The sequence below is a fragment of the Pseudomonas medicaginis genome (assembly GCF_965119365.1).
Lineage (GTDB): Bacteria > Pseudomonadota > Gammaproteobacteria > Pseudomonadales > Pseudomonadaceae > Aquipseudomonas.
On the sequence record NZ_OZ221631.1, the window covers coordinates 4,133,710 to 4,159,951 of the forward strand.

29 protein-coding genes and 2 pseudogenes are annotated in these 26,242 nt (G+C 57.6%); 17 read left to right on the plus strand and 14 right to left on the minus strand.

Going from position 1 to position 26,242, the window contains the following annotated elements; translation table 11 throughout:
• Positions 1 to 18 precede the first annotated feature (18 nt).
• Complete coding sequence (locus ACMTA2_RS18185; protein WP_413791112.1) at positions 19 to 654, minus strand: TetR/AcrR family transcriptional regulator; 636 nt, start codon at positions 652 to 654, stop codon at positions 19 to 21.
• Between the two features lie 110 nt (positions 655 to 764).
• Here ACMTA2_RS18185 and ACMTA2_RS18190 point away from each other — a divergent pair, with 110 nt between their 5' ends.
• From ACMTA2_RS18190 to ACMTA2_RS18205, 4 genes are all read left to right on the plus strand, one after another.
• On the plus strand, positions 765 to 1,763 hold the full coding sequence (locus ACMTA2_RS18190; RefSeq protein WP_413791113.1) for an NAD(P)-dependent oxidoreductase: 999 nt from the start codon (positions 765 to 767) through the stop codon (positions 1,761 to 1,763).
• Positions 1,764 to 1,827: 64 nt separating this feature from the next.
• Entirely contained in the window at positions 1,828 to 2,733 is a 906-nt protein-coding gene (gene gcvA / locus ACMTA2_RS18195) for a transcriptional regulator GcvA (RefSeq protein WP_413791114.1), read from the plus strand.
• Between the two features lie 68 nt (positions 2,734 to 2,801).
• A complete protein-coding gene (locus ACMTA2_RS18200) occupies positions 2,802 to 3,629 on the plus strand; it encodes an EamA family transporter (RefSeq protein WP_413791115.1) in 828 nt (275 codons plus the stop codon).
• Between the two features lie 34 nt (positions 3,630 to 3,663).
• Entirely contained in the window at positions 3,664 to 4,425 is a 762-nt protein-coding gene (locus ACMTA2_RS18205; RefSeq protein WP_413791116.1) for an SDR family oxidoreductase, read from the plus strand.
• A 119-nt stretch (positions 4,426 to 4,544) separates the two neighbouring features.
• Here the strand turns inward: ACMTA2_RS18205 and ACMTA2_RS18210 are convergent, their stop codons facing one another.
• The 4 genes from ACMTA2_RS18210 to ACMTA2_RS18225 all read right to left on the minus strand — a co-directional run bounded on the left by ACMTA2_RS18210 (position 4,545) and on the right by ACMTA2_RS18225 (position 8,464).
• Positions 4,545 to 6,092, minus strand: a complete 1,548-nt coding sequence (locus tag ACMTA2_RS18210; RefSeq protein WP_413791117.1) for a TerC family protein — start codon at positions 6,090 to 6,092, stop codon at positions 4,545 to 4,547.
• Positions 6,093 to 7,105: 1,013 nt separating this feature from the next.
• A complete protein-coding gene (locus ACMTA2_RS18215; protein ID WP_176717680.1) occupies positions 7,106 to 7,411 on the minus strand; it encodes a hypothetical protein in 306 nt (101 codons plus the stop codon).
• A gap of 87 nt (positions 7,412 to 7,498) precedes the next feature.
• Positions 7,499 to 7,696 carry a hypothetical protein gene (locus ACMTA2_RS18220; protein WP_413791118.1) on the minus strand — a complete coding sequence of 66 codons (198 nt, stop codon included), beginning with the start codon at positions 7,694 to 7,696 and terminating at the stop codon, positions 7,499 to 7,501.
• Positions 7,697 to 7,909: 213 nt separating this feature from the next.
• Positions 7,910 to 8,464, minus strand: a complete 555-nt coding sequence (locus ACMTA2_RS18225) for a hypothetical protein (RefSeq protein WP_413791119.1) — start codon at positions 8,462 to 8,464, stop codon at positions 7,910 to 7,912.
• Positions 8,465 to 8,796: 332 nt separating this feature from the next.
• On the opposite strand from ACMTA2_RS18225, the gene ACMTA2_RS18230 reads away from it, so the two are divergent.
• The 3 genes from ACMTA2_RS18230 to ACMTA2_RS18240 all read left to right on the plus strand — a co-directional run bounded on the left by ACMTA2_RS18230 (position 8,797) and on the right by ACMTA2_RS18240 (position 10,855).
• Positions 8,797 to 9,231: a hypothetical protein gene (locus ACMTA2_RS18230; RefSeq protein ID WP_413791120.1), complete on the plus strand. Its 435-nt coding sequence runs from the start codon at positions 8,797 to 8,799 to the stop codon at positions 9,229 to 9,231.
• A 153-nt stretch (positions 9,232 to 9,384) separates the two neighbouring features.
• Positions 9,385 to 9,627: a hypothetical protein gene (locus tag ACMTA2_RS18235; RefSeq protein ID WP_413791121.1), complete on the plus strand. Its 243-nt coding sequence runs from the start codon at positions 9,385 to 9,387 to the stop codon at positions 9,625 to 9,627.
• 247 nt (positions 9,628 to 9,874) lie between these two features.
• Positions 9,875 to 10,855 (plus strand): zonular occludens toxin domain-containing protein, encoded by a 981-nt coding sequence (locus ACMTA2_RS18240; protein ID WP_413791122.1) that lies wholly within the window; start codon positions 9,875 to 9,877, stop codon positions 10,853 to 10,855.
• Between the two features lie 93 nt (positions 10,856 to 10,948).
• Here the strand turns inward: ACMTA2_RS18240 and ACMTA2_RS18245 are convergent, their stop codons facing one another.
• On the minus strand, positions 10,949 to 11,560 hold the full coding sequence (locus tag ACMTA2_RS18245) for a dTMP kinase (RefSeq protein WP_413791123.1): 612 nt from the start codon (positions 11,558 to 11,560) through the stop codon (positions 10,949 to 10,951).
• A 271-nt stretch (positions 11,561 to 11,831) separates the two neighbouring features.
• Between ACMTA2_RS18245 and ACMTA2_RS18250 the strand changes: the two genes are divergently transcribed.
• The 3 genes from ACMTA2_RS18250 to ACMTA2_RS18260 all read left to right on the plus strand — a co-directional run bounded on the left by ACMTA2_RS18250 (position 11,832) and on the right by ACMTA2_RS18260 (position 13,412).
• A complete protein-coding gene (locus ACMTA2_RS18250; protein ID WP_413791124.1) occupies positions 11,832 to 11,969 on the plus strand; it encodes a hypothetical protein in 138 nt (45 codons plus the stop codon).
• A 58-nt stretch (positions 11,970 to 12,027) separates the two neighbouring features.
• Positions 12,028 to 12,585, plus strand: coding sequence for a hypothetical protein (locus ACMTA2_RS18255; protein ID WP_413791125.1), 558 nt, complete (start codon positions 12,028 to 12,030; stop codon positions 12,583 to 12,585).
• Positions 12,586 to 13,004: 419 nt separating this feature from the next.
• Positions 13,005 to 13,412 carry an ACT domain-containing protein gene (locus tag ACMTA2_RS18260; protein ID WP_413791126.1) on the plus strand — a complete coding sequence of 136 codons (408 nt, stop codon included), beginning with the start codon at positions 13,005 to 13,007 and terminating at the stop codon, positions 13,410 to 13,412.
• A 139-nt stretch (positions 13,413 to 13,551) separates the two neighbouring features.
• Here ACMTA2_RS18260 and ACMTA2_RS18265 read toward each other — a convergent pair whose 3' ends face one another.
• The 4 genes from ACMTA2_RS18265 to ACMTA2_RS18280 all read right to left on the minus strand — a co-directional run bounded on the left by ACMTA2_RS18265 (position 13,552) and on the right by ACMTA2_RS18280 (position 16,654).
• Positions 13,552 to 14,250 (minus strand): SDR family NAD(P)-dependent oxidoreductase, encoded by a 699-nt coding sequence (locus ACMTA2_RS18265; RefSeq protein WP_413791127.1) that lies wholly within the window; start codon positions 14,248 to 14,250, stop codon positions 13,552 to 13,554.
• Positions 14,247 to 14,831: a 2-hydroxychromene-2-carboxylate isomerase gene (locus ACMTA2_RS18270; RefSeq protein ID WP_413791128.1), complete on the minus strand. Its 585-nt coding sequence runs from the start codon at positions 14,829 to 14,831 to the stop codon at positions 14,247 to 14,249. Before ACMTA2_RS18270 ends, ACMTA2_RS18265 begins: the two co-directional genes overlap by 4 nt.
• Before the next feature lie 518 nt (positions 14,832 to 15,349).
• Entirely contained in the window at positions 15,350 to 15,943 is a 594-nt protein-coding gene (locus tag ACMTA2_RS18275; protein WP_413791129.1) for a TetR/AcrR family transcriptional regulator, read from the minus strand.
• Between the two features lie 261 nt (positions 15,944 to 16,204).
• Positions 16,205 to 16,654, minus strand: coding sequence for an Lrp/AsnC family transcriptional regulator (locus ACMTA2_RS18280; RefSeq protein ID WP_413791130.1), 450 nt, complete (start codon positions 16,652 to 16,654; stop codon positions 16,205 to 16,207).
• A gap of 164 nt (positions 16,655 to 16,818) precedes the next feature.
• Here ACMTA2_RS18280 and ACMTA2_RS18285 point away from each other — a divergent pair, with 164 nt between their 5' ends.
• A complete protein-coding gene (locus ACMTA2_RS18285; protein WP_413791131.1) occupies positions 16,819 to 17,778 on the plus strand; it encodes a PLP-dependent cysteine synthase family protein in 960 nt (319 codons plus the stop codon).
• A 161-nt stretch (positions 17,779 to 17,939) separates the two neighbouring features.
• A pseudogene (locus tag ACMTA2_RS18290) lies at positions 17,940 to 18,172 on the plus strand (IS5/IS1182 family transposase); the annotation flags it as partial.
• A gap of 25 nt (positions 18,173 to 18,197) precedes the next feature.
• Here ACMTA2_RS18290 and ACMTA2_RS18295 read toward each other — a convergent pair.
• The 3 genes and pseudogenes from ACMTA2_RS18295 to ACMTA2_RS18305 all read right to left on the minus strand — a co-directional run bounded on the left by ACMTA2_RS18295 (position 18,198) and on the right by ACMTA2_RS18305 (position 19,920).
• A complete protein-coding gene (locus ACMTA2_RS18295; protein WP_413791132.1) occupies positions 18,198 to 18,389 on the minus strand; it encodes a DUF1289 domain-containing protein in 192 nt (63 codons plus the stop codon).
• 62 nt (positions 18,390 to 18,451) lie between these two features.
• Positions 18,452 to 19,008, minus strand: a pseudogene (locus ACMTA2_RS18300) (cation diffusion facilitator family transporter); the annotation flags it as partial.
• A gap of 30 nt (positions 19,009 to 19,038) precedes the next feature.
• Positions 19,039 to 19,920 carry a LysR family transcriptional regulator gene (locus tag ACMTA2_RS18305; RefSeq protein ID WP_413791133.1) on the minus strand — a complete coding sequence of 294 codons (882 nt, stop codon included), beginning with the start codon at positions 19,918 to 19,920 and terminating at the stop codon, positions 19,039 to 19,041.
• 111 nt (positions 19,921 to 20,031) lie between these two features.
• Here ACMTA2_RS18305 and ACMTA2_RS18310 point away from each other — a divergent pair, with 111 nt between their 5' ends.
• Positions 20,032 to 20,637, plus strand: coding sequence for a LysE family translocator (locus tag ACMTA2_RS18310; protein ID WP_413791134.1), 606 nt, complete (start codon positions 20,032 to 20,034; stop codon positions 20,635 to 20,637).
• A gap of 113 nt (positions 20,638 to 20,750) precedes the next feature.
• Here ACMTA2_RS18310 and ACMTA2_RS18315 read toward each other — a convergent pair whose 3' ends face one another.
• Positions 20,751 to 21,176 carry a VOC family protein gene (locus ACMTA2_RS18315; RefSeq protein ID WP_413791135.1) on the minus strand — a complete coding sequence of 142 codons (426 nt, stop codon included), beginning with the start codon at positions 21,174 to 21,176 and terminating at the stop codon, positions 20,751 to 20,753.
• A gap of 272 nt (positions 21,177 to 21,448) precedes the next feature.
• On the opposite strand from ACMTA2_RS18315, the gene ACMTA2_RS18320 reads away from it, so the two are divergent.
• Genes ACMTA2_RS18320 through ACMTA2_RS18335 form a run of 4 tightly spaced genes read left to right on the plus strand, consistent with a single transcriptional unit; the run spans position 21,449 to position 26,236 of the window.
• Positions 21,449 to 22,561 (plus strand): AI-2E family transporter, encoded by a 1,113-nt coding sequence (locus ACMTA2_RS18320; protein WP_413791136.1) that lies wholly within the window; start codon positions 21,449 to 21,451, stop codon positions 22,559 to 22,561.
• Positions 22,562 to 22,568: 7 nt separating this feature from the next.
• Positions 22,569 to 24,110 (plus strand): efflux transporter outer membrane subunit, encoded by a 1,542-nt coding sequence (locus ACMTA2_RS18325; RefSeq protein ID WP_413791137.1) that lies wholly within the window; start codon positions 22,569 to 22,571, stop codon positions 24,108 to 24,110.
• Positions 24,103 to 25,224, plus strand: a complete 1,122-nt coding sequence (locus ACMTA2_RS18330; RefSeq protein ID WP_413791138.1) for an HlyD family secretion protein — start codon at positions 24,103 to 24,105, stop codon at positions 25,222 to 25,224. The genes ACMTA2_RS18325 and ACMTA2_RS18330 overlap by 8 nt, the downstream gene beginning before the upstream one ends.
• A complete protein-coding gene (locus ACMTA2_RS18335) occupies positions 25,214 to 26,236 on the plus strand; it encodes a DUF2955 domain-containing protein (RefSeq protein WP_413791139.1) in 1,023 nt (340 codons plus the stop codon). Before ACMTA2_RS18330 ends, ACMTA2_RS18335 begins: the two co-directional genes overlap by 11 nt.
• Positions 26,237 to 26,242 lie beyond the last annotated feature (6 nt).

The following is a 26,242-nucleotide window of genomic DNA, read 5'->3' on the forward strand; positions in this document are numbered from 1 at the left end:
ATAAGCATCACGAGGCCGTTATGGCAGTGCCTGAGGCGGCACTGCCGTCGGCTTTACGGCGCTGCGGATCAGTGACGCGAATGTCTCAATGACTTCGTCTTCGCCATACCGCCCTCGTACCAACGCACCGGACAAGGCTTCTCCCGCGCCCACCAGGCCAATGCAGCATCGTTCGAGTTCGGCCGCAGGCCACGTCGTGTGAGGCTTGAGCACGGTGATGAACATCTGCACACAGTTATCCAGAAGCTCCTGGAACACCGCCGCTTTTTCTTCACTGCCGGCCAGGGCGGCGCCCACGGCATGGAATTCGTCGGTGTGATCGGCCGCGCAATGAATGTAGGCGCTGGCCAGGACCAGGGCCGTCTCCTCCAGGTTCCGCGCAGTGTTGGACATCGCGTCACGGAAAGCGCTGACCCGCTCGGTATCGATCCACTTGTAGAGCTCGATCAACAGGCCCGAGCGAGTGCCGAAATGATCGTAGACAACCGGTTTGGACACGCCAGCGCGGACGGCCAGCCGCCCCAAGGTCAAGCGATCCGCGTCTTCCTCGCGCACGATCAATAACGCGGTATCCAGCAACTGTCGCCGCCGTTCGGCTTTCGCAAGCCGTCGGGAAGGGGAGTTGCCAGGGCTGTGCTCAATGTCTTTCTGCACGTTTTCGTTCCTGATTGATAAAAACCTACCAATGGTAGGTTTTGGTGCGCGGTGTTGTGTTAGCTTACCTACTGAAAGTAGGTTTAAACCAGAGACAAGGAGAAAACACCATGTCACTTGATCCTATCTTGCTGATGGGCGGTTCTGGCGCCATTGGCCATCACACCGCCCGGGCATTGCGCGCCGCTCACCCCGACGTGCCGCTGCTGATCGGTGGTCGCGACCTTGCCAAGGCTCAGCGAGCCGCGGAGCAAATAGGCGGGGCGCAGAGCGTCGTGATTGACTCCGCCGCAGACGACCTGGGCCTCGGCGATCGCCGGGTCAGCGCAGTCGTGGTCTTTTATATGGACCATGCCATTGCCGGATTGCGTTTTGCGCAAAAGCGCGGCGTGCCGCACCTGAGTATTTCTTCCGGCGTTTTCGAGATCGCGCCGGAAATCGCGACGTACATGCACAGGCCTGACGCCTCGTCGATTGTCCTCGGCTACGAATGGATGGCAGGCGCCACGACCGTATCAACCCTGAGCATTGCCCGGGCGTTCCGTCAGATCCACGACATCCGGATCAATGCCCTGGTCGATGAGCAGGACACCGGCGGCCCGACCGTTGCCACCGACTTTGAACATTTGAACAAAATGCTCCCCGCCGCACTGACACGGCGCGATGGTGTGTTCGTCTGGCGCGAAGGAGAGGGTTCCAAGGCAAGATTCCACGCGGTGGATGGTACGGAGATCGAGGCCGTCGGTTTCTCGTCCATTGATGTGGTTGGCCTGGCAGCGGCGACCGGGGCGTCGAACGTCCAGTTCAACCTGGCCACCGCCGTGAGTTCGACCCGGCGCCAGGGCAGGCCGATGTCTACCGAGATCATCATCGAACTCGTTGGCGAGGACCTCCAGGGCGAGCCGCTGCAGACCCGTCATGCGGTTATCCACCCGGCAGGCGCGGCACCCTTGACCGGCCTCAGCGTCGCAATGACCCTTGAACGCCTGCTCGGCTTGGACGGCCAGCCACCGAGCTCGCCAGGGCTCTATTTTCCTTATCAATTGCTGGATGCCACTGCGTACCTGGAGCGTTTAAAGGAGGAGGGTGGTGAGGTGCGCAAGCTGTAGGGCTTGCCTACAACGAGCGACGCAAAGGGGCTAGCATGAAGGTTTACTCATAGAAGGGTCCATCATGAGAAACCTTCCGCCTTCTTCCAGTCTGCGAGCCTTTGAAGCGGCTACGCGCCACGCCACTTTCACGGCGGCAGCAGAGGAGTTGCATGTCACGCAGAGTGCAGTGAGCCACCAGCTCAAGCATTTGGAGCGGCTCTGGGGATTGCAGCTGTTTCATCGCGGTCACTCGCTGCACCTGACCTCGGCAGGGGCCGCGCTTGCGCCCATCGTGCGGGAGTTCTTCATCAAACTCGACGCCACCCTGGCCGATTTGCGCGAGCAAAATGGGCGGCAGCGGCTGAGTGTCAGCACGACCTACTCTTTCGCCTTGAAGTGGTTGCTGCCACGGCTTGCGGATCTGGCGCAAGCGCATCCGCAGATTTTGCTCACGCTGGACAGTACCGACAGCGCCATTCACTTCTCGACGACAGACCCGGACGTTGCTATCCGCCTGGGTAATGGCCATTTCCCGTCGCTGTTTTCGGAGTTTCTGTTCCGCGAACAGATTTTTCCTGTCGCAAGCCCGGCGTTGCTCGCACGTTTCGGTATGCCTCAAACGGCAGCCGAACTGTTGCGTTATCCGTTGCTCACGCGCGATGGTGCAGCGCTGGTGCCGAAATGGGAACAGTGGTTTGCCCAGGCAGGGGTTGAGGTCACGACCTTGAAGGAAAGTATTCGTTACGCAGACACCAATATGACCATCGAGGCGGCGCTGTTGGGGCAGGGGATCGCGCTGGCACGCAGCGGGCATGTTGAAGCCGAGCTCAATGATGGTCGTCTGGAAAGACTTTTCCAACTGCCGTTCCCATCGCCTCTGGCGTATTACTTCGTGTGTCCCAAAGGAATCGAGACCCAGCCTCATATAACCTGCTTCCGTCGTTGGCTGGTTACCCAGGCAGACGCCGCTCAGCACGCTTATACATGAGGTTTTCATCATGCCTGGATGAGGAGACTTTGCTTTTGTAGTGCCACTTGAGCGGTCTAGGATGATGCATGCCCTTACACATCATTTTCCTCGTCTTGTTCGCCGCGCTGCTGCACGCCAGTTGGAATGCCATGCTGCGTGGGGGCGTCGACCGTTTGTGGTCCATGACTATCATGTGCATGGCGATAGCCCTGGCGAGTGCCATCGTGGCGGTGCTCCTGGTGCCGCCCGCCCGGGCAAGTTGGTTTTACGCCGGACTCTCCGCCGTCTTGCACGTGGGGTACAACTTGTTCCTGGTGCGCAGTTACAAGTCCGGGGACCTGGGCCAAACCTATCCAATCGCCCGCGGTGTCTCGCCTATCCTGATCGTCTTGGCCGCTTCGGTGTTCGCCGGTGAGCGGGTGGCACCGAATGGGCTGTTGGGTATTACGTTGGTGTCGTCAGGAATCATATCGCTGGCTTATACCGGGCGCCGGCGGAGGCTGCCTGACTTGCCCTATGCACTGGGAACCGGTTTTTTCATTGCCGCTTACAGTGTCGTCGATGGCATAGGCGTTCGTCTCTCCGAGGCTCCAATGGCCTACACCGCCTGGATGAGCTTGATGTGGGGGCTGATGATGCCCATGGTCTATATCGGACTGCGAGACGCGCAAAGCCTCTTTGCCCTGCGGCCAGGTATCGCCTCGGCCATCGCTGGCGGGCTGGTTTCATTGCTGGCCTATGGGGTCGTGATCTATGCCATGGCCCATGCACCGATGGGGGCGGTCTCTGCCCTGCGAGAAACCAGCGTCATGTTCGCCGCGTTGATCGGGTATGCATTTCTTGGCGAGGCATTGACCTTACGCAAGCTGTTGGCTTGCGCAGTCATTGCGCTCGGTACGCTGGTGATCGGTTGACGTTTCTTTTTTCATTGAGTCGTGAGGATTGACCATGGACGAACGTTCGCAAAAACCCGTGATCCTGGTTACCGGAGGCGGGCGCGGGATCGGGGCGGCGACGGCCATACTGGCCGCTGAGCAAGGTTACGACGTCGTATTGAGCTACATCGCCGATGAAGCCGCGGCGTCGGCGGTGGTGGCGCAGATCGAGGCCAGGGGAGGCCGTGCCTTGGCAGTACGTGCCGATAACGCCGAGCCGGCGCAGGTCGCCGACCTGTTCGCCACCCTTGACCTGCGCTTCGGGCGAATCGATGTGCTGGTCAACAATGCTTCGATATTGGCACGCCAGTCTCGCTTGGAGGATCTTGCGTTCGAGCGCATGCAGCGCATATTTGCGGTGAACACGTTGGGTCCGATGCTTTGTGCACAGCACGCCACCCGGCGCATGGCCTATCGATATGGCGGGCGCGGCGGCGCAGTCATCAACGTTTCCTCGGCGTCAGCCCGTCTCGGCAGTCCGAATGAATACGTGGATTACGCAGCGTCCAAGGGCGCGACCGAGACGTTCACGACCGGCTATGCCAAGGAAGTGGCTCGGGAGGGGATTCGAGTCAACTGCGTTCGACCCGGGCATATCTATACCCAGATGCATGCGAGCGGGGGAGAGCCCGGCAGAGTCGACCGGGTGAAGGATACGATCCCCATGGGGCGTGGTGGCCAGCCGGAGGAGGTCGCGCGTGCCATTCTGTGGTTGGCGGGGCCGCAGGCTTCGTTTGTGACAGGCACCTTCCTGGATGTGACCGGTGGAAAGTAGGCCGGGCTATCAGGATCGTTCCTCCCGCTTCACGAACGTGTCAGCGTCACGGCTCCTTCCAATCGTTAGATTGCTTCCCGGCCACTCTATTTGATTTCCGGATAATCCTCGTTCTACATCTATTCCTTACGCAACAACACCCGGGTCACCCGACGTTCTTCAACCGCCATCACGGTCATGCTCCACCCTTGCCAATTGAGCGTGTCCCCAATGATCGGCAAGCGATCCAACAGGCTCATGACCAACCCGGCAAGCGTCTGGTAATCGTCCGTTGCTTTCGCCTGGAAGCCGATGTGTTCGCGGACCTGACTGAGATTCAGGGCACCACTGACGAGGAATCCCCCTTGTTGGGGAACAATGTTCGGACCCTCGATCTCACTGGCATCGGGCAGTTCACCTGCAATGGATTCCAGGATGTCGGTCATGGTGAGAAGGCCGACGAAGTCACCGAACTCGTTCACCACGAAGGCGATGTGGGTCGACTCCTTACGCATTTGCTCCAGTGCATTGAGGATCGTGAAGCTGTCGAGCAGGTTGATGGCTTTGCGCGCCATGGCTTCGAGGTTCGGCTGATTGCCCGCCAGTATTTCCTTGAGCAGTTCTTTTTTATGGACAAAGCCCAAGGGCTCATCCACGCGTCCTTCCCGGATCAACGGCAAGCGGGAGTAAGAAGAGTGCATCAGCGTCGTACGGATCTCTTGCGGAGCGTCCGCCAGGTCGAGGTGATCGATTTGCGCACGAGGCGTCATCACGCTGCGTATCGGGCGCTCCGCCAGTTGCAGCACGCCACTGATCATGACCCGTTCGCGCCGATGGAAAACCTGTTCGGGTTCGTCGCCTTCCAGCATGTCGGCGATTTCCTCGCCGACTTCCTCGGCCCCCAGCTTTTGACCGCCTAGCAGGCGCAACACCGCATGGGCGGTACGCTCGCGCATCGGCCGAAGTCCTTGCAGGCTTTTCTTGCGACGGGAACGTGCCAGCTGGTTGAACAGTTCGATCAGGATCGAGAAACCAATCGCGGCGTACAAGTACCCTTTCGGAATGTGGAAACCCAGGCCTTCGGCCGTAAGGCTGAAGCCGATCATCATCAGGAAGCCCAGGCACAGCATGATGACGGTAGGGTGACCGTTGACGAATGTTGTCAGCGGCTTGCTCGCGATCATCATCAAACCGATCGAGAACATCACCGCGATCATCATGACCGACAGGTGCTCCACCATCCCCACGGCCGTGATCACCGCATCCAGGGAAAAGACCGCGTCGAGCACCACAATCTGCGCAACGATAGGCCAGAACATCGCATAGGCGGCGTTGCCGGAACGTTGCGCCACATGGCCCTCGAGTCGTTCATGCAGCTCCATGGTTGCCTTGAACAACAGGAACACACCACCAAACAGCATGATCAAGTCCCGGCCCGAGAATGTCTTGTCGAAGACCTCGAACAGCGGGTTGGTCAATGTCACCATCCAGGAGATGCTGGCGAGGAGGCCAAGGCGCATCAGCAACGCAAGGGACAGACCGATGATACGGGCACGGTCGCGCTGCTCGGGCGGAAGTTTGTCAGCCAGGATGGCGATGAATACAAGGTTATCGATGCCGAGCACGAGCTCCAGCACGATCAAGGTCAGCAGGCCCAGCCAGGCCGTGGGGTCAACGATCCATTCCATGGATTATTTGCTCCCTCGGGCGATCAAAGCGAGGGAAGGGGACTGCAACGCGCGTATGACAGGCGCTGGCGCGGCGGAAGGAACAGGGGGCTTCGAAAGACGACTGGGAGGTTCCTGAAGGGTGTTCATACAGACCTGGAAATAATTGGGGAAGAAATCCTACAACGGTTTCTAACATTTCATACGGAACGATTTATTACAGGATCTGACAGCGCTTCGATCGGTGAGAATGCTGTGTAGCCTGATTTGATCAATTCTTGCGTTAAACAATGTGCGCTGAGCTGGATGTCTGGATCATCTACACTGCCTCTTCATCCTCCTGCCCGGGACTGGCAGCCTATGCGGATATGTTTTTTTGACGGAACTGATCGTATCGAGCTGGGGGCTCGATCCAGCCCTGCCGGCACCCCATCCATGCTACGAGAGGGGAGCGAGGCGACCAGGATCCAATTGCGTGAACCGTGGCAGGCAGAACGCTTTGTTCGCCGACATTGCCAGGTAGCCAGCAAGCTATGGAGCGGAGAGCTGTGTGCTTACGTTTATCCATACCAACGGCCGGCGTCCGTCCGTGTACCGACCTCGCTCGCTGTAGAAGAAGGTGTTGCGCCGGTGGCTACCGCGGCCCGCAAGCGCCTGCCAGTAAAAGCCTCATCCGAATCAGCCAGTCGACATGAGCCGGTGCTGCTGACATTCATAATAGATCCACTACACTTCACCCTTGAACAGCTCGCCCAGTTGGTTGTAGCGGCTGGCCTTGACGTAGAGATACAGGTCAAACCTCGACTGCCCGAAGGGCATTAGGCGCCATGATTTATCACGGTGAAAACTTGATCTTTCCGCGCCGATACCCGGCAACGCCGGCCGGTCTTCAGACAAAGAAAAACCCCAGCGATCGCTAGACTACTGGGGTTCTCTTCGCGGGTCACGTTCCCAGGCTCACGCACCTAGTACTTCGCGCCTAAATTACTGCTTTTCGAAACGGCTTTCCCGGTGTCTCGATTTAGCAGCTAAATTTAGTCTCTGCGCTTTCCAACGACGACTGCACCTCGCGTGAGAGAGAAGCCTACGTCTCCGACGTAGTTACCATTGGACTGCTTGCACTGCTCAGACGAACCCATAGCGATCGGAACGATGTTGATCACGTCATAGCCGCGCTCATCAAAGTTGTTGTACGCCTCTTCAAGACGCTGTGAAAACTCATCGAAATCCACAGAGCGGTTATCATAGATCTTCTTGATTTTGGTTCTGAAGATGCCCACGTCTTGGGTTTCTGAGTCTTTGGATGCGTAAAACCAGGTGGTGATGAACTTCTGCGACATTATCGACTGCTCCTTTGTCTGCTCTGATGAGCGTTTCTTGTTCTGTTGCGTGACGCAACAGAGGTACGATTCTCTATCGACCGGTTCTCAGAAGTCGTGAGCGTCATTCCAGGCGTCAATGAGTTCTTCTTTACCGACGATGCGAGCAGCCTTTGCATAATCTTCCAGGAAGCTAGCGTCTTCCATCCAATCTGCTGATCTCTCTTCACCGACCTGGGCTCCATAAGCCTTGAGAAGCACGATTTGCATATCTACGGCGTCGTCTACCGATTCCACTGTCGACATGCCTGCATCACTAACTGAGCGATCTGAGGCGAAGTTTGATTCGGTTTTCGGAGCGAAGCGGTGGGGTGCTGTTACACCGCCTGACACCTTGTTGATTTAGCTGCTAAATTTGAGACCGATTCCCCGGCGTTCAATCTGCTTTTCACCGTAAAACCAGAGTAGGTTATCGGTTCGTGCCCTAATCTTTTATATAACGGGGAAGGGGAGAGAAAATTACCGGCTGGTTCGGCCAACCACTAAAAGAGCCTGAAAGGCAGCTTCAGCGGCTGTCTCAGCCGTTTTGATTTGGTTGAGAACCGTCATTAAGTGAAGGTCAATCACGTCTTGCCGCTCTTTATCTGCCAGGTCACCGAATAAACCGACGAACTGTCTTAAGCGATTTACTTCAGAAAATGCGTTTGCCAGGCTGCTGCTGACAGCCTCACTGAAGAAATCAGCTTTGTCCAAAAACTGGGATGGGAGCTCAATCGTAATTGCTGATGCCTTTTCGCCCAGCTGCTTTCGCGCATTTTTGTCCTGCAGCAAACTGCTGATCAGGGGATCACTGCTAGTTGGAAAAAGATCGCTTTTGAATTTAGAAATCTGGACATGTGCAGCTCCAATAGATGTCGTCATGATCTGAGCTAGAAGCCTAGCACTGGCCTTGCGTTCGAGCCTCCGTTGATGTTTGTCGTAAAGCCAAACGAATAATGCGATGAGTGCGGCTGCGGCAGTAGCCACGGCGCTGATTGCGTTCCAATCAATTTTCCAGTCTGTACAAAGCCACATTCCGTTTCTCCGGCGCCTAGTGGAAGCAACAACGTTACTAAAGGCTGGCATTCAATCATGCGGAGAAAGCATCGCCAAGCGAAGCCTGTACGAGCTGGAGACGGTGATCGAGAGTTGAGCCTGGCTTGAAATCTGACCACCACTGACCCTGACATCCCAATACGAAGGTTCGCATAATGGGGTCGACGTATGGTACTCGCTGCACCTGGTGCAGAATCCGAAGCCGGGAAAATGGCGAAGCCCAGCGAGGATTTAGCCATAGCGGCCATTATGCACAGCCTTTTTTCGCGTTACTCTGAGGTCTCTGTTAGGTTTAACCGAGGAGCAGAACGATGTCTGCGAGCTATAAAGGATTAGAATTTCAAACCGAGCTGCTTGCTCGATGGGCAGCGTTTTTTGATCTTGCTGGCTGGCAATGGAATACAAGTGTTTCTCCAGTGTTCAACTGGAAGCCTGATTTCATGGTTACCTTTCCTTGCGGCCATTCGGAGTGTGGCGGTAGTCATACACTCCTAGTCTCTGTGTTACCCGTTGATACCATTGATTCTCTCAGAGCTCATCCCGCAATCCGACAGCCTTATTGTGTTCGAGACGAGTCTGACCAGATCTTGGCGGACGGCGGCGCTCTCTTCGGAAATGGCCCAAATGCAACACACTGGGAAATAACGCACGGTGCTGGTGGTGGATATGAAGATGTCTATTTCCGGGTAAATGATGCTGCTCGCTTTTGGCATGAGACTCGTAGTCTTGTGCGATCAGATCAATGATCCAAAGCCTATAAAGCGACTTTAATAGTACCATTGAAATCATCGCGGCCTACGATGTGATGATTTTATGGTACTAAAAGGTTGCAATGTGAGTATTTTTTGGTACTATTCCTTCGTCCAGGCACGTGGCCTGGTGAACAGGAGTGGTACCGAATGCTTGTAAAGATCCTCGATGCTGATAGCGACTTTGTCGAAGCTCTCAAGCGTCAAACCCGCACCAACACTGCCTCGAAGGCCTACGCGCACGCAGCCTTTGAGTATCAGCTTTTGCGTAACCAGATTGGTGACCTTGAAATACTGGTTGAATCGCTCCAAACGGAACTGGACGCGGCCAATGAAGTTATTCAAGGTGCCCGCACCGCAGCAGCTTTGCTGCTGGATCGTGTTTCCACATAGACCCTGCTGGCCTCGATCTGCCCGAAGGGCATTAGGAGCCACGCCGTTCCTCAGCCAGGCATTGAAACGTCCGCGCCGGTAGCCGGCGAAGCCGGCCGGTCTTGAGCCAAACGAAAAACCCCAGCGATCAGCAGGCCCCTGGGGTTTTTCTTCGCGTGCGAAACGCTCGACGTCGCTGCTATCTCACTTCGCGCCCTGATTTGCCCCTGGGCGTTTCCCGGATCTGTCGCGCAGCCTGCGCGGTCCCGTGACGTGTAGCGCTGCTGCAGGACAGGTCCCGGTAAGTCCGATTCCCCAGCGGGCTTTTTGGAGCGAAGCGGGTGGGGTGGTGATTTTCTGCGATGAGGTGCAGCGTTATTGCGGTACTGATCTTGGCCGGGATGCGCCTCAATGGGTCCAGGATCTGGCCGTGCATCGACATGAAGGAAAGGACTTCATTTTCACCACCCAAAGCCCGATGTTTCTCCATCCATTTGCCCGGAAACTGGCGAAACCGCATGTTCATTACATCCGACCCTGGAACATGAAAGGCGCCCGTTATACCTGGGACAATGTGCAGAACGATCCGAACACCAAGACGGCGAAAGCACTTGGCCAACGGCAACTGGTGAAGCCCAACCCTAAGGTTTTTACGCTGTACACCTCGACGGTCCTGGACACGCACAAGGCGAGACCGCCATACAAAATATTTGCTGTGCTCGGCATGGCGTTAGTGGTCGTGGTGGCTTGCTCGTTTTACACCTATCGATCCGTTCGACATTTCACTGAAGAGCCGATTGCGACGGTGGATGCTCAGCACAAAGCAGTGACCACAGCGGCCCAGGAAAACGCCTTTGATTTCGCGCCGTCGACAAAGGATAAGGCGGTATGGACCGAGCAGAATTTAAAGCCGCGGATCCCGGGCAGTTTGCACACGGCGCCGGTCTATGACGCGCTGACGGCACCGACTGATTTCCCGCGGGTGGCGGCCTGCATGAGCGCTGAGTCTCGTGGTAGCTGCAGTTGCTACACGCAGCAAGGGACGCCGATCGACGTGCCGGCCAGTGCGTGTTACGTGTTCGTCACGTATGGAAGTTTTGACCCGTGGCTGACAGGCCGTCATCAGCAAGCTGAATCGGCCTCGAGGCGTGAGCCAGTCGTTCAGCAAAAGCCTGGTAACGGGGCAGCATTTACCGTTGTGGCCGACAGTGGAAGCACAGCGAAAAAGCCTGCACAGGGCGTCAACTGAGCTAATCCTTAGCATCGCATAATGTATATTATGTTAAACGAAAGGTCACATCACAGATGTTCATGAGCTGTCTAAGCCACTGATTCGACAAATTCACCCAGCTACTTTTTGGATCTCAGCAACCACCTGCTTCACTGCGTCTTCGATCGCACCTTCATTACGGCACATCACCCAGTCATGATCCTCAACCGCCTGCTCGAACATTTCTGTGCACGCAACATGCTCTGCATACTTCTGGATCACTGTACCGCCCAATCCTCGCGACCGTGTAGTTGCCCTTGCCCACGAAATATCCGGCGCGGTGACAACGCCGACATGCACTTCTGGCACTCGCACGTCTCGCTCCCGGTTCAACTGGAGAATCTCTGCAAACGAGATGGTGTGTCGAAACGCAGCATCGGACGGATACCAGCGATCAATCAGGATAATGCTGTCCAACGGCTGCTGAGTCAGCACGTTCCGGGATATCCAGCGGCGACTGTCGGCAAAGCGCTCGCACACAGCCCACTCCAGCTCCCGCGAGGGATTTCTGGCAAGTTCATTGACCAGGGCCATGGTTTCCCTTCTGTAGGGATCGCTTTTTCTCTCGCAAAGTCGGATGACTTTCTTGTTGTCCGCCCTCAGCGCTGCCGTTACGGCCTCTAACAGCGTGGTTTTGCCAGTGCCTTTGGGTCCATCCAAAGAAATAAAAAGCGGAATATTCATTTGTCACACAGTGATCAAGACAATGATGACCACTCTAAATGCATTTTCAGCTGTCCACGCATCCACGCACTTTCAAAAGTAATTTCCTCACCCCCTAGGTATGCTCCGCGTCTATTGCCGATCACTGATACCGGGATGCCAGCCCAAGTCTCTAGTCGCAGTCTATGGAGCCGTATCCTCTCAAGGATGTTTGAAAGAATGAGTACCCCCGCGCCGGACATCAGCAGCCTCGTCCCGCAGCGTCCTGGATCACGAGGTCGCGCTCTCGCGCATGTCACGTCACGGCGTGGAGCTGATCACCCGCGAGATGTTGTTCTTCGAAACCATGGCGCAGTCGGAGCGATCCGATTATTTGGCGCTGAGCCAACGCTTTCTCGATGGCCGCTACCTGAGGACTTATGGCGAATGACCCAGATTGCCGCACCTGACACCATGCTCACTCGCGTCTTTTTCGCACGGAGCCAGCCATGACCGCCGTTCTCTCGCAGACACGCGCCACTGCCAAGGTCGCGCCCTTGATCCTGCTGATGATCATTTTTATCGACGGCCTGGGCACGGCATTGCTGCTGCCGATGCTACCGATACTGCTCGACCCGGGCGACCCTGCGGGGGTGGTTTTCGCCAGCGCACCTACTGCCGCTCGGACCGCCTGGCTCTACGGCGTGCTTGGGCTGGGCACTGTCGAGGAGGGTCGCTTTCGCCAGGTCTTCGCCAACGCCGGGCTCGACGCTCGGCAGATGGCCACGCCATTCGGTCGGCTCAGTGGTGGCGAGCGCCTGCGCGCAGCGCTCGCCTGGCTGGCAGGCGGCCCCAAACAGACGCAACTGTTGCTGCTCGACGAAGTGAACAACCATCTCGACATCGCGGCCTTGGAAGCAGTCGAGCAGTTGCTCGGACAATTCAAGGGCGCGCTCATCGTCAGTGCCCACGATCGGGATTTTCTGCAGGCTTTGGAGTTGACGCATCAGATGATCTGGCAACCAACGGGTTGGCGCTACGAGCCGTGGGATGGTGGCGGGCGGTGAACAGCGGAGACCGAATTACAATTCCGGGTATCGAAAGATAAGAGATTTCCGAATCTGTAGCCTGGCACTTCAAAGCATCATGACCCTCCTCCCCGACTATGCTATTACCGTTGTCCATCCCGCGACGGTGTGCGACAAGACCCGCTGACTTCTTCCTTGAAGGCGATAAGGCGGACGCATCCCAGTGATCGAGGTTAGCCTGATCGCCCTTGATCACGCCCGCCTCCTCTATTCTCTTATGCTGACGTCAGTATTTCTTCATTTAAATCAGCAATTCAGGGGTAACAAGGGAACCGCAAGATAAGATGCCAGACACCCCATACAACATTAGATTTGCTAATCCTGCATCATGAAATTGAATTTTTCTTATCGCAAAAAAAGCGGAGACTGGGCGTCAACAATCAATAGAGACTTATGAAATGTCGGGTGAAAAATCAATAGCAAAGCTACTCCATGGCATGAGCCCTTCGCTGAATGAGGGTAACTATGTCTTCTGCACTGTCAAAAACAGCAACATCGTTGAGGGGCAGGAAGTGCTGGGAAGCTTTCGGGAGAAGGAAGGCCTAACGGTAATCCTCGAGCAATCCGCAGCTCTGGCGCTTGGTCTTGAATTCGAATATGTCGCCGCCTGGATTACCTTGACCGTCCATTCGGCGCTGGATGCCGTTGGCTTGACGGCTGCCTTTGCAACCGCACTGGGAAATGCTGGCATCAGCTGTAATGTCATTGCGGCTTACTACCACGACCACATTTTTGTGGGCAAAGATGATGCCCAGAAAGCGATCGAGGTGCTGCAGGCGCTCGCGCGATCTGGATCTGCTGGCTAGAAAGCACCTCGAGGCATTTGAATCGGTTCTTCGAGAGTTGCAGTAGTGCAGAAGAATGCGTGAGCAGACGGATCGTGGCTAAATGCTGTAAGCAGCCCCAACGCAGGCGACTGCCTTAGCTAGTTGAGTTCGACCTTTCTCACCAAGACTCCCCAAAGGGCCGCACCTCCGTAAGAAACGACCAAGCTGAGCGCGGCTGGTGGGTGACATGCCAGATCTCTTCGGCGATGTCGGCGGGCTGGATGAAAAAGTCATCCGGCTTGCCCTCGAACCTCTCGCGGGTCCACGGTAGATCAATGACCGCATCGACCATTAAGTAGGACACGTGCACGCCTCGAGGCCCCACTTCACGTGCGATGGATTCGGTCAAAATGCGCTGCGCCGCCTTGCTTGGCGCAAAACCTGCGAAGCCGGCCTTACCGCGATAGGCCGAAGTATTGCCAGTCACTAGCAAGGCGCCGCCCCCTGCCCCCTCCATCCGTGGTACCGCCCACCGAGCCAGATGCAACAGGGCCATGACATTGGTCTGAAAATTCTGCTCAAGGACTTCCGGTTCAATATCAAGGAAGTTTCCAAAGGTCCCGCCCACGGCGTTGTGGATCACCACCTTGGGAGTGCCAGCACGAAGCTCGATGCCGTGAAGAGCGGCTACGAGCGCCCCAGTGTCGGCAACGTCGCAAGGGACCGCAAAGGCATTAGGAAGTTGTTCTTCCAATTCCTTCAGACGCTCGGCAGTGCGCGCCAGCATAGCGACTTGGTAGCCGCCGTCGTGGAATCGCCGGACCACTGCCGAGCCAAGGCCGGGCCCAACGCCGGTAATGACAACGAGCGGCTTCATACAGCACCTGCCAGATGATTCCGCACGAAGTGCAGCCGATCATTACCAAAGAACATTTCGTTACCCACGAATAGCGTCGGTACACCGAATGCGCCGCGTGACGCTGCCTCAGCGGTTGCCTGCTCCAGCAGGGCCTGTGCCACCGGCGTGTCCATCCGCCTTTCGAGTTCATCGGCGTCGAGGCCAGCTGCACCCAGCAAGGCTGCAACTTCCGCCGCGGTAGTAAGCGGTGCCGGAACCGACCAAAAAGCATGAAAGATTGCATCCACCGCAGTGGACATAACGCCCAACTGCTCAGCCACGAGGGTGGCACGCAACAACCTGCCGGCATCGATCGCCGACGCTTGGGGGTGGCGGTTAAGGTTGACACCATAGTGCACTGCCCACCGCCCTAGGTCAGTCATCACATAGCGACCCTTGGATTCACAAGTAAGGCTCGTTGGCACGTTCCCTACCCGCCCCATAAGGTCGCCAAGCTCGATCGGGCGGAAGGCGATTTTGACATTCATCTTCCTGAGTTGCGAAAGCGCCAGGAAACTGTAGGGGCTTCGATAATCGAAGTAAAAGTCAAGCGTACTCATCCGGGATACCCCTTATTGATGCAATTGGTCGTTGTGCATGATTTTTTATTACCTAAGTACGGCTTCCCCCTCGTAGTGAAGCTTGAATATAAAAGCCGGATTCCGTCCGCTCACCAAGCACGAGGGTTGAAAAAGAAGCAGGATTGCATCTGCACTTTGGTCATAGAACTATCTCTGGTGCACCACTAAGCCGATGGCACGGTGCCCCGACAGAAATATGGGCCGGCACCTGCCAGCGTCATTTACAGGTGACGGAATAATTCTGCATGATGACCATCATGCTGTCTACGCAAAAGTTATGAATTTTAATTCAGACCAAGGATCAGTGGGCGGCGTCGAAGAAGAACGTCCAGCCTTTGACCATCGCGCAGGCGTGCCGCCCCGCCCCTCTTATTCGTGCGGTGCAGGATTGATTTCCAACGCTCGCGGCAAAGCAGGCCTCAACGTCGTGCGAGAAGGCCCGCCATACCCCGCAGGGGATTGCAATGGAAAAGCGGCACCGACTGCCCAGTCAGAACTCAGTCCGGGTTGTCTGAGCGTTCGGGGACGCTTGGGCCGTAGAGAGAGATCAATTGCTCACTCACGTTGCGGAGTAACTCATCCGAGCGAGGGGCGTCTGTCATCACCCGCGACAGGGACAGGGCCCCCACCATGGCACTGACGGCAAACATCGCCCTGGTATCGTCATCGTCGCCCAGCTGTCGCCGAGCGGTGGCAATATAGTCCTCGATGGAAGAGTCCATGACGGCCCTGGATTGCACATCGCCACGAGCGACATCGGAAACCAGGGCAGAAATTGCGCAACCCTCACTACGCGAGTCCCGATGAGCTTGGCTCAGGTAGTTACGAACGAAGCTTGCGAAGCCGTGCGGCCAAGCTAACTCTTCCCCAGCCGACCGGTGCGCCCCAGCATCCAGGGCGCGCTCCAGAGCTTTGGCAAGCAAGTCCGCACGTGATGCGAAATGGCCGTAGAACCCGCCATGAGTCAGGTTTACGCTCTTCATGAGTTTACCAACGCTCACCGAATCAAGCCCGCCTTCACGAATTTGATCAGCCGCCTCCTTCAGGATTCGCTCACGACTTTGCGCTTTTTCAGCTTGTGAATGCCCCAAAAATGCCTCCTTCCATCTGACAATCTGCACGATGGCGTATTGAAAGTAGAATATTTGTGATGTAGCAATTAAATCACTCTTTCGATCAACCGTTGCCGTTTAAGCTGCCAAATTCAATCGCTCCCTCGTTTCGCGCAACACAGGCGTAATCATTGGAGTCTGTCCCGCTGGCCACGCGCTTCTGAGCCCACTGACAACCGCGGAGCAGCTCGGCACCTGTCCCCATCGTCTCTACCGACACGTGGAAGCCAAAGTTGAAAATCACAGCGGAAGATGCGAAGACAATTTTATTTCCTTTAACGAAAACCCAGTATTCATTTCCTTGATATTACCTATTGAGCGAATCTGGTTCATCGCCAAATCGTGAAAGGCGTTCATGTCTTTTACTACAACTTGCAACAAATAATCATATCGACCGGAGATGTTGTGGCACGACACAATATTGGGAATGCGCTTAACCCCCGCCTCAAAATTGTTCATTGTCTCATCGCTATGCCCTTCTAGAATAATACTAACAAAAGCGAACAAGCCGAAACCAAGGGCGTCTCTGTCTAGGTGCGCATGATACCCTGATATCACCTCCTCCTCTAAGCGCTTCAGACGCTTCCAGCACGCTGGAGGCGACAATGATACATGTTCAGCTATTTCCGCATTGCTCAGCCTGCCATTAGCCTGCAGGAGCTCCAATATAGCTCGATCAATTTTGTCCATTTGCTTCGTACCAATGCGTTTCGGTTAACGATATTAACCTGATCGGCGGACTGAGGAAAAATTAAGAAAAACTATTAGCCTGGCCCGGGCATAGAATTTCTCTGCTGAGAGCGACAGATAAAGCCAAGTGATAAACCCATTGCGCAAATTCTAAAGGTAATAACATGAATACCACCCCGCTACGCATTTGCCATAACATGCTTGACGCTATAGGCAATACCCCTGTCGTCAAGCTTAATAAAGTTGTCCCTCACGGCCATGCTGACGTCTATGTGAAGTTGGAATACTTCAACCCCACTGGTTCTTACAAAGATCGAATGGCAAGGACCATGATCGAAGAAGCCGAAAAACGAGGGGCATTGAAAGCAGGTATGACGGTCGTGGAGGCAAGCGGGGGCAGCACAGGCTCTTCACTCGCATTCGTTTGTGCTGTAAAAGGCTACAAATTCAAGATAATCTCTTCTAATGCCTTTGCTTCAGAAAAGTTGAAGGCCATGGTCGCATTCGGCGCAGACTTGGAGCTCATCCATAGCGAATCGGGAAAAATCGGTTCAGATCTTATTCCCAAGATGATCAAGAGGTCTGTGGAGTATGGCGAAAAAGACAACTTCTATCTTACAGATCAATTTTCCAATCGAGATGCATTGATTGGCTACGAGGTGATTGGCGAAGAAATCGTTCAACAATTTCCTCAGGGCGTAGATGCTTTTTGTGGCGCTGTGGGGGTAGCAGGCATGGTGATGGGTGTTGCTAAAATTCTGAAAGAGGTCAATTCTGCAACTAAAATTTACGTACTCGAGCCTGCAACCTCTCCAATGGTATCTAAGGGTTACGCTGGGGAGCACCATGTAGAAGGTATTGGCATAGGTTTTGTTCCTCCCTTCATAGATGCTCGGCTTTATGACGAAGCATGGGGTATATGTGAACTCGAAGCTCGCGAGATGTGTCAATACCTTGCCGAGAAGGAAGGAATTCTTGCAGGCACTTCTACAGGATTGAACGTCGTTGCCGCGATTAAACTTGCTAAAAAACTAGGCCCCGGCAAAACAGTAGTTACTGTTGCCTCCGACACCGGGCTTAAATATATGGCGGGCAATCTATTTAATAAGCCCCCAGAGCAATAAAGCATATAACAACCGGGCGTTACGCCCGCGCCGCTGATGATTTAGCGAATCTCCACATCCAGCAATCGGCGTTCTGGCGGTGGCGACACCCTTTGACGCACACGGCTTTAAGTAGTGCGCTTAATTTATACTGAGGCAGGAGTAAGCCTGCCCCAGCATAGCAGCCTGTAATCCCGCTGCGCTCGATGAAGCGCAAAGCCCAAGCCTGGCTTACCAAGACTGTTTGATCGCCCAAATACCGAGAGCGCAACATCATCGAGAGCATGTTTGGCTGACTGAAAGAAACCGCCGGATCGTGACACGCTTCGACAAGCTCGCGAAAAGCTACGCCGCTATGGTCTCGCTAGCTTGTTCCATGCAGTGTTTGCGACATCTCTTTTCGTACAGAGCCTAACTCAGAGGTCACGCCCATGATCACGCTATCTCGCCTTCGCCTTCTTCTTTGCAATACTTTTCATCCGAGCGGACGCTTTCTGCACGGTTGCGATTTTTTCGGGCCGTTTCATGCTGCGCCATTTGCGTATCTCTTCCTTGGTACGCCCACAACTCACGCACATCTCACTGTTTAACTGACAAAGTGATACGCAGGGGTTTTCAACGTCTTTGGCCATGTTTGTTTCCAGAAATAATGGCGAGCGGCGTTCGATGACAACACCGCTCTGGAGCGAAAGGCTCAGTTTTCCACCGTCCTGTATTCGACCGTGAGATGAGTGACCTCATGGACCGCAGTCAAGGCGGCACGCACATCATCGGCAGAAACCGCTTGCTAGCCCTGCACGCTGACGATGGCGGCACGGGCTTCATGCCCTACCCGCCATACGTGCAGGTCGGTTACTTGGAACGGTCCGGCTTGACCAAGCAGCTCCCGGATTTCTCCGGCGAAATGCTCATCCGTCTTGTCAAGCAACACCGATGCGGTGTCTTTCATCAGGAACCACGCCCAGCGGGCAATGACGACCCCCCGACAATGCCCATTAACGGATCGAGCCATACCCATCCCAAGAACCTGCCGGCCAGCAACGCTACGATGGCCATAACCGACGTGACTGCATCGGCGAGCACGTGGACATACGCGGAGCGCAGGTTGTTGTCTTGCCCATGGGAGTGACCATGATCGTCATGGGAATGATCATGGACGTGACCGTGACCACTTCCAGCCAGAAGCAACGCACTGGCGATGTTCACGACCAGTCCAAGGATGGCGATCAGGATCGCCATTGTGAACTGCACGTGCAGCCCCCCAGCGACAAGGCCCTTCGCTTAAGCTATTCCCTTGCCCACTGCAGGCGATCCCAGGGTCTTGATCAAAAAACTGCGCAGCCCATCCACGGCTATCGATCCTTGCGAGGTCCGGCTGCGGTAGACCGCCACGCTCATGGATTCCAGCGCCCCGAGGCCATGCTCCTGGCCCAGCACCTGGAGGTTGGCCGGGGTGCAGCAGCGCGTCAGCACCGCCACCGCCACCCCGCTTTCCACCGCAGCGATCTGCCCGGCCAGGCTCGAGCTGTTATAGACGACCTTGTAGCGGCGCCCTTGCCGGGCCAGGGTCTCGACCGCGGTGCGGCGGGCCAGGCTCTCTTCGTCGTAGACCGCGATCGGCAACGGGTCCCGGCGCCAGAGTTCGAACTGCGGCGAGCCGACCCAGACCATGGGTTCATGGAACAGAAATGCGCCGCGACGGGGGCTGTCGCGCGATACCAGGGCAAGATCCAGTTCACCGCTGGCCACCCGGGGAATCAGCGCGGTCGATTGTTCGCAGGTCAACTCGATATCCACGCTGGCATAGCGCGCCGAAAAGCGCTTCAACACCGGCGTCAGGTAAGGCCCGGCGTAATCTTCCGCCACACCGAGGCGGATCCGCCCGCTCAACTGCTCACCCCAGAACGCCCCCAGGGTTTCTGCATGCAAGGCCAGCATGCGCCGGGCGTAGCCGAGCAGCGCTTCACCGTCGCTGGTGAGCTGGAAGTGTCGCGGGCCACGGCTCAGGACTTGACGGCCAAGGGCGGACTCGAGTTTCTTGAGCTGCATACTGACGGCCGATTGCGATTTGTTGATCTCAAGGGCAGCGCTCGACAGCGAGCCGGTATCGACGGCGGCGACGAAGCACTTGAGCCAATCGATCTGAAGATCCCGGGGCGTCATGTGGAAATTCCTGCATTCGATAATCGAATACCTGATTGCCACAATATGCGCTTTTCGTCCAGGTCTTCTCGCGGCAACATCGGTGCTTGTCATCATGCACCGGAGCCCCCCATGTCCCTCGACGCCTGGCTGTTCTACCTGCTGACCTGCCTCGGCATCGCCTTGGTGCCCGGCCCCAATGCCCTGTTGGCGCTGACCCACGGGGCGATCCATGGCAATCGCAAGACGCTGTTCACCATCTCCGGCGGCGTCCTCGGTTTCGCCATCGTGATCGCGTTGTGCGTCCTCGGCCTGGGCGCTCTGCTGCAAGCGTCGCAGCATTGGCTGACCGCACTGAAGATCATCGGCGGGCTCTACCTGATCTGGCTGGGGCTGAGCCTTTGGCGCTCGGAGGCGATGACCCTCACGGTCAGCGACGTGAGGACATCGGCCGATTGGTCGCTGTTTCGCCAGGGGCTGCTGTCGGCGATCTCCAATCCCAAGGCACTGCTGCTGTTCACCGCCTTTATCACGCCCTTCATTGACGCCCAACGCAATCTGATCCTGCAGGCTCTGGTCATGGCGCTGACCTACGCATTCGTCGAGTTCGCCGTGGAGTTTGGCGTGGCGAGCGCGGCGAACCGGGTTCGGCCGTGGCTGGCACGAATGGGCCGGCGCTTCAACCGCGTCTGCGGCGGCTTTTTCGTTGCGTTTGGGGCGTTGTTGCCGATTCGTTAGGCATGGGCTCTCGGTGAAACTTGTCCATGTGCATGGGCGAAGCAACACCGGCGTCCTGGGCTTCCAGTTCACTTGAGATCACGCGGCACAACAGGGTTGTGCCGTGAATATTTCTACTTGGCGAAAATCTGGCTCATATCCTTGAATGCCTTGAACTCAAGGGCATTACCGCAGGGATCGAACAGGAACATGGTGGCTTGCTCACCGACCTGGCCTTTGAAGCGAATATAGGGCTCGATCACGAACGGCGTGCCGAACGACTTCAGCCGTTCGGCCAGCGCCTCCCATTGCTCCCACTCCAGAATGACGCCGAAGTGCGGGACAGGCACGTCGTGGCCATCGACCGGGTTGCTGTGAGCGCTCTCTTGCGAGGCGGTTTTAGGTTGCTCGTGAATCACCAGTTGATGACCATAAAAATTGAAATCGACCCATTGGCTGCTGGAGCGTCCTTCTTCAAGGCCAAAGACATCTCCATAGAAGCGCCGCGCGGAGGCCAGGTCGTAGACGGGGATTGCTAGGTGGAATGGCGAGAGGCTCATCGGGACTCCAATAGTATTTTTTGTGATGGGGCGAATATTCCTCCGTCATGGGCTTCTTGGTTCAGCCGCTGCCGGGGATGGGAGATATCGTAGGACGAAAACAAGGGTAGTAGACAAGATGAGCATAAATGAAGAGCCGCACGTCTTTAGTACATGACCCCACCCAAGCCCGGAAGCAGGCTGCGAAGCGGATGGAAACCGCCAAGGTGCACCGCCCATTCGTCCACTACACTGGGGTGATTCGAGTTGCTCACCACCTCAGGAATACTCAGATGCCCTCTGTGCCAGTGTCCCAAAACCCGTGGTCTCGCAGCATGCTCGATGTGTTGATTCGCGCTGGTCTGCTGGCCGTCATGGTGTTCTTCTGCTACCGGATCTTCAGTCCCTTTCTCGATTTGATGCTGTGGGCAGTGATTCTGGCGATTACCCTCTACCCCGTGCAAATCAAGCTGAAAAACAAGTTGGGCTTGAGCGATGGATACACCGCGACACTGCTGGTGCTCATCACGCTCGGCATCCTGGCGATTCCGACCCTGCTGTTGGGCAACTCGCTGGTGACCTCGATCCAAGGCGTAATGACCGACATCAAGGCCGACAACCTCCAAGTTCCGCTGCCACCCGATGCCGTCGCGAACTGGCCGCTGGTGGGTAAGCCGCTGCAACAGCTGTGGATGCGCGCCGCCACCGACCTGCCCGCGCTGGTGCAGAGCTATATCCCCCAGATCAAGCACTTCAGTCTTTCTCTGCTGAGCAAAGTCGCTGGGTTTGGATTGGCTTTCCTCATTTTCGTCGGTTCGCTGATCGTCGCGGGTTTTTTCATGGCCTATGGCGAACGCGGGCACGCCAGCGCCATCCAGATCGTCTCGCGTATCTGCGGCACGACCAAGGGGCCCAAGATCACCCAATTGTGCACCTCGACCATTCGTGCCGTGGCGCTGGGTGTGATTGGTATCGCCTTCATCCAGATGCTACTGGTGGGCCTGGGCTTCGTGTTCATGGGCGTGCCCGGCGCCGGTCTACTGGCCCTGGCGGTATTGCTGATCGGCATCATGCAATTGCCGGCGACGCTGATTACCATCCCGGTCATCATCTTCGTATTCTCGACCGAGGGCGCGAGCACCACGACCATCATCTTCGCCGTGTACGTGTTTGTCGCCGGACTGGTGGATAACGTGCTCAAGCCATTGCTGCTCGGCCGCGGGGTCAATGTACCAATGCCGGTGATACTGATCGGCGCCCTGGGCGGCATGGTCACCGGCGGCGTCATCGGCCTGTTCGTCGGCCCGGTCGTGCTCGCTGTCGGTTATCAGTTGTTCTGGCAATGGGTCGCCGCCCGGCCGCCGGAAATCGCCGTCGAGGATGAGCTGCCGCCCGGGGCGCAGTGACCCGGCCATGCGCGCCTCACTGCGTGACGTCGCGTTGTTGCTGGGCGTGCTGCTCCCCGCCGCCTGCACCCGCCTGGGCCCGGATTTCCAGCCGCCCGGCGAACCCTGGGCAAAGACTTGGGACAGCCCAGCCATCGCGCGCGCCAGCCAGCGGCAGCTCAACCCGGACCTGCGCCAGTGGTGGCGGGTGTTCAACGACCCGACGCTCGACCGCCTGATCGCTGAGTCGGACGCCCACAACTCAAGCCTGAAAATTGCCGGCTTGAGGGTGATGGAGGCGCGGGCGCAGTTGGGCATCGCGCAAAGTCAACGCTATCCACAACTGCAGCAAGCCAGCGCCGACACGCTGTACGCCAAGCGGGATCAATCCGGAGGCAACAATCCTCAGGACAGTCACTTCTGGCAATACAGCGCCGGTTACGATATCGGCTGGGAGCTGGATTTCTGGGGGCGTTTCGCCCGTGCCATCGAGTCCGCGGACACCGGTTATTTCGCCGCCCAGGCCAACTATGAGGATGCGTTGGTGCTGTTGCGCGCGCAGGTCGCCACCACCTACTTCGCCTTGCGCACCACTGAAGCCCGACTGCAGGTAGCCCGGGAAAACGCGGCGCAGCAGCAACGCAACCTCGATATCACGGAAAAACTCTTCGCCAGTGGGCAGATTGCCGAACTGGACGTGCAACAGGCCAAGACCCAGTACCTGGGCACGTCCAGCAGCATTCCGAGCCTGGAAGACCAGGCGGCCCGCACGCGCAATGCGCTGGCGTCATTGATCGGCCAACCACCCGGTGCCCTGCCCTTGCGGGTTGAAAGCACCGGGTTGATCCCGCTGGTGGACCGGGCCGTATTGCAGGACGTGCCGGCCGACCTGTTGCTGCGTCGCCCGGACGTGCGAGCCGCAGAGCTCAACGTCGCCGCGCAATCGGCATTGATTGGCGTGGCCGAGTCCGACCTCTATCCGTCGCTGACGCTGCTGGGCAGCATCGTCTGGTCAGCCAACTCGCTGAGTGGCACCTCCAACAGCCTGGACCTGGTCGGCGGCCCCAGCTTGCGCTGGAACCTGTTCGACCATGGCCAGATCCGCAACAACGTGCGGGTCCAGGATGCCCGCCTGCAACAATTGATCGAAGCCTACCGCGACCAGGTCCGCCAGGCGGCGCGGGAGGCCGACGACGCCGCCACCGGGCTGACCAAGGCGCTCGAACGCGAGCGCATCCTGCGCCAAGCCGCCCTGGCGGCTCAACGTTCGCTGGTACTGGCCAACACCTGGTATCGCGAAGGCTACTCGGATTTCCAACGGGTCCTGGACGCCCAAAGCGCACTGTTGCAGCAGCAGGACAACTATCTGATCAGCCGCAGCGACGCCGTGAGCAACCTGGTCGCCCTGTACAAAGCCCTGGGCGGCGGCTGGCAGAACAGCCAGCCTGTGGTGGACCCAAAGACTCGACAGCAAATGGAACGGCGCTCCGACTGGGGCGACCTGCTCAGCCATCCGACCTCCGCCCTGCCGCCTCCCGCGGCCCCGATCAAGGTAACCGACCATGACTGAAGCGCCGTCCCCCGCTCCGGCCCCAGGCGCCGAGGCCGCCCCCGTGAACAAAGGCATCAAATGGGTGCTGCTGGTGATCGTGTTGAGCCTGGCCTGGTACTTGTTGTCGGACCGCTTCACACCCTATACACAACAAGCCCGCGTCGGGGCCTTCGTCATTCCGGTGGCGTCCGAGGTGGCCGGCCGGGTGACTCGGGTCAACGTGCGCAACAACCAGGATATCAACGCCGGCGAGCTGCTCTTTGAAGTGGACCCGTTGCCGTACCGGATCGCCGTCGACCGGGCCCGCGCCGAGTTGGAATCCACCCGCCGGCAGATCGGCGCGAGCACCGCCGGCATCGCTTCGGCACAGGCGTCGTTACGCGCCGCTCAAGCCAACGAACTCAAGGCACGGCAGGACAACCAGCGCCTGGAGGGGCTGTACCGGGCCGATCCGGGAACCATTTCCGTGCGCGTGCTTGAAGTGTCCCGGGCCACCCGTGAGCAGGCGACCAGCCAGGTCGCCGCGGCGCGGGCCGAGGTGCAACGGGCGCGTGAGCAGGAAGGCGGCAGCGACGAAACCAACGCCTTGCTGCGCAGCGCCGCCAGTGCCGTGGAGAAGGCTGAACTGGACTTGGCCAACAGCCAGGTTCGCGCGCGCTCCGCCGGCCTGGTCACCGACCTGCGCACCGATGTCGGCCATTTTGCGGCGGCGGGTACACCGGTGATGACCCTCATCGCCATCCACGATGTCTGGATCAGCGCGGACATGACCGAGAACAACCTCGGCCGAGTAACCGTCGACACGCCGGTGGCCATCGTGCTCGACGCCTTGCCCGGTGAAGTGTTGCAAGGGCGGGTGCGCAGCATCGGCTACGGGGTCGAAGTCGGCCAGGGCACCGCGCCCGGCACCCTGCCCACCGTGCGCAATAGCCGTGACTGGTTGCGTCCGGCGCAACGCTTCCCGGTGATCATCGAGTTCTCTGCCGACGCCCGTGAGCGGCTGCGCACGCTCGGCGTGGTGCGTGCGGGTGGGCAGGCGGAAGTCATGGCGTTTCCATCCCAGGGCAACCCGTTGAACCCCCTGGGCCGCGTGTTCCTGTGGTTGATGAGTTGGCTGTCCTATGCCTATTAAGCGAGGCGTACGTGCTCAGCGGACGCTACGCCTGGCGTGCGGCACGGCATCGAGCCTGGCGATCAGCTTCGGCCTGGACCTGCCGATTCCCTTTCTCGCGCCGGTCCTCGCCTTGATCCTGGCGATGAGCCACCGGCCGTTATCCGCCAAGGATTGCCTGAAGCTGGTCCTGGTGGCGATCCTGACCACCGGCTGCGGGCTGCTGTTGATTCCGATCCTGCGTTACTACCCGCTGTGCGGCGTCCTGCTGGTGGGGCTCGGCCTGTTCCTGGCATTCCGCTATGGCTTGCAAGGTGGAAATGCCCTGGTCATGATTTTCCTGGTGATGGGCCTGACCATGATTTCCGCCGCTGGCACCGCCGACTTCGGCTCCGCGGTCATGGTCATTGGCGCGTTGGTCCAGGGATTGCTCCTGGCAGTCGTGGCGCTGTCCTTCAGTCATTGGCTGTTTCCCGAGCCCACCCAGGCGCCAGCGCCGCCCGCACCACCGGGCACATCCCCCATCGAGATCGGCCGCATCGCGCTGCGCGCAACCTTGATCGTGCTGCCCACGTTCCTGCTCGCCCTGATCGAACCCACCAAGTACCTGCCCATCATCCTCAAGGCCGTCAGCCTGGGCCAGCAAAGCTCCACGACCGCCGCCAGCCATGCCGGACGCGAGTTGCTCGGCTCGACGCTGCTGGGCGGGTTGCTGGCGGTCGGGGTCTGGTGTGCCCTCAGCCTGTTCGTGCACTTGTGGATGTTCTTTTTGTGGACGCTGCTGGTGGTCCTATTGCTGGGCCGCAGGCTGTATGGCCTGCGGCCCACGTGGCAAAGCCCCGGCTTCTGGCTCAGTACCCTGATGACGATGATCATCCTGCTCGGTCAATCGGTCCAGGACAGCGCAGCCGGCAAGGACGTCTACACCGCATTTGCCGTGCGCATGAGTTTGTTCATCGCCGTGACGCTGTACGCGTGCCTGATCGTTCACTGGCTCGACCGTCGTCGATCCGCCATGCCTGCGTTGGGATAACCGGGC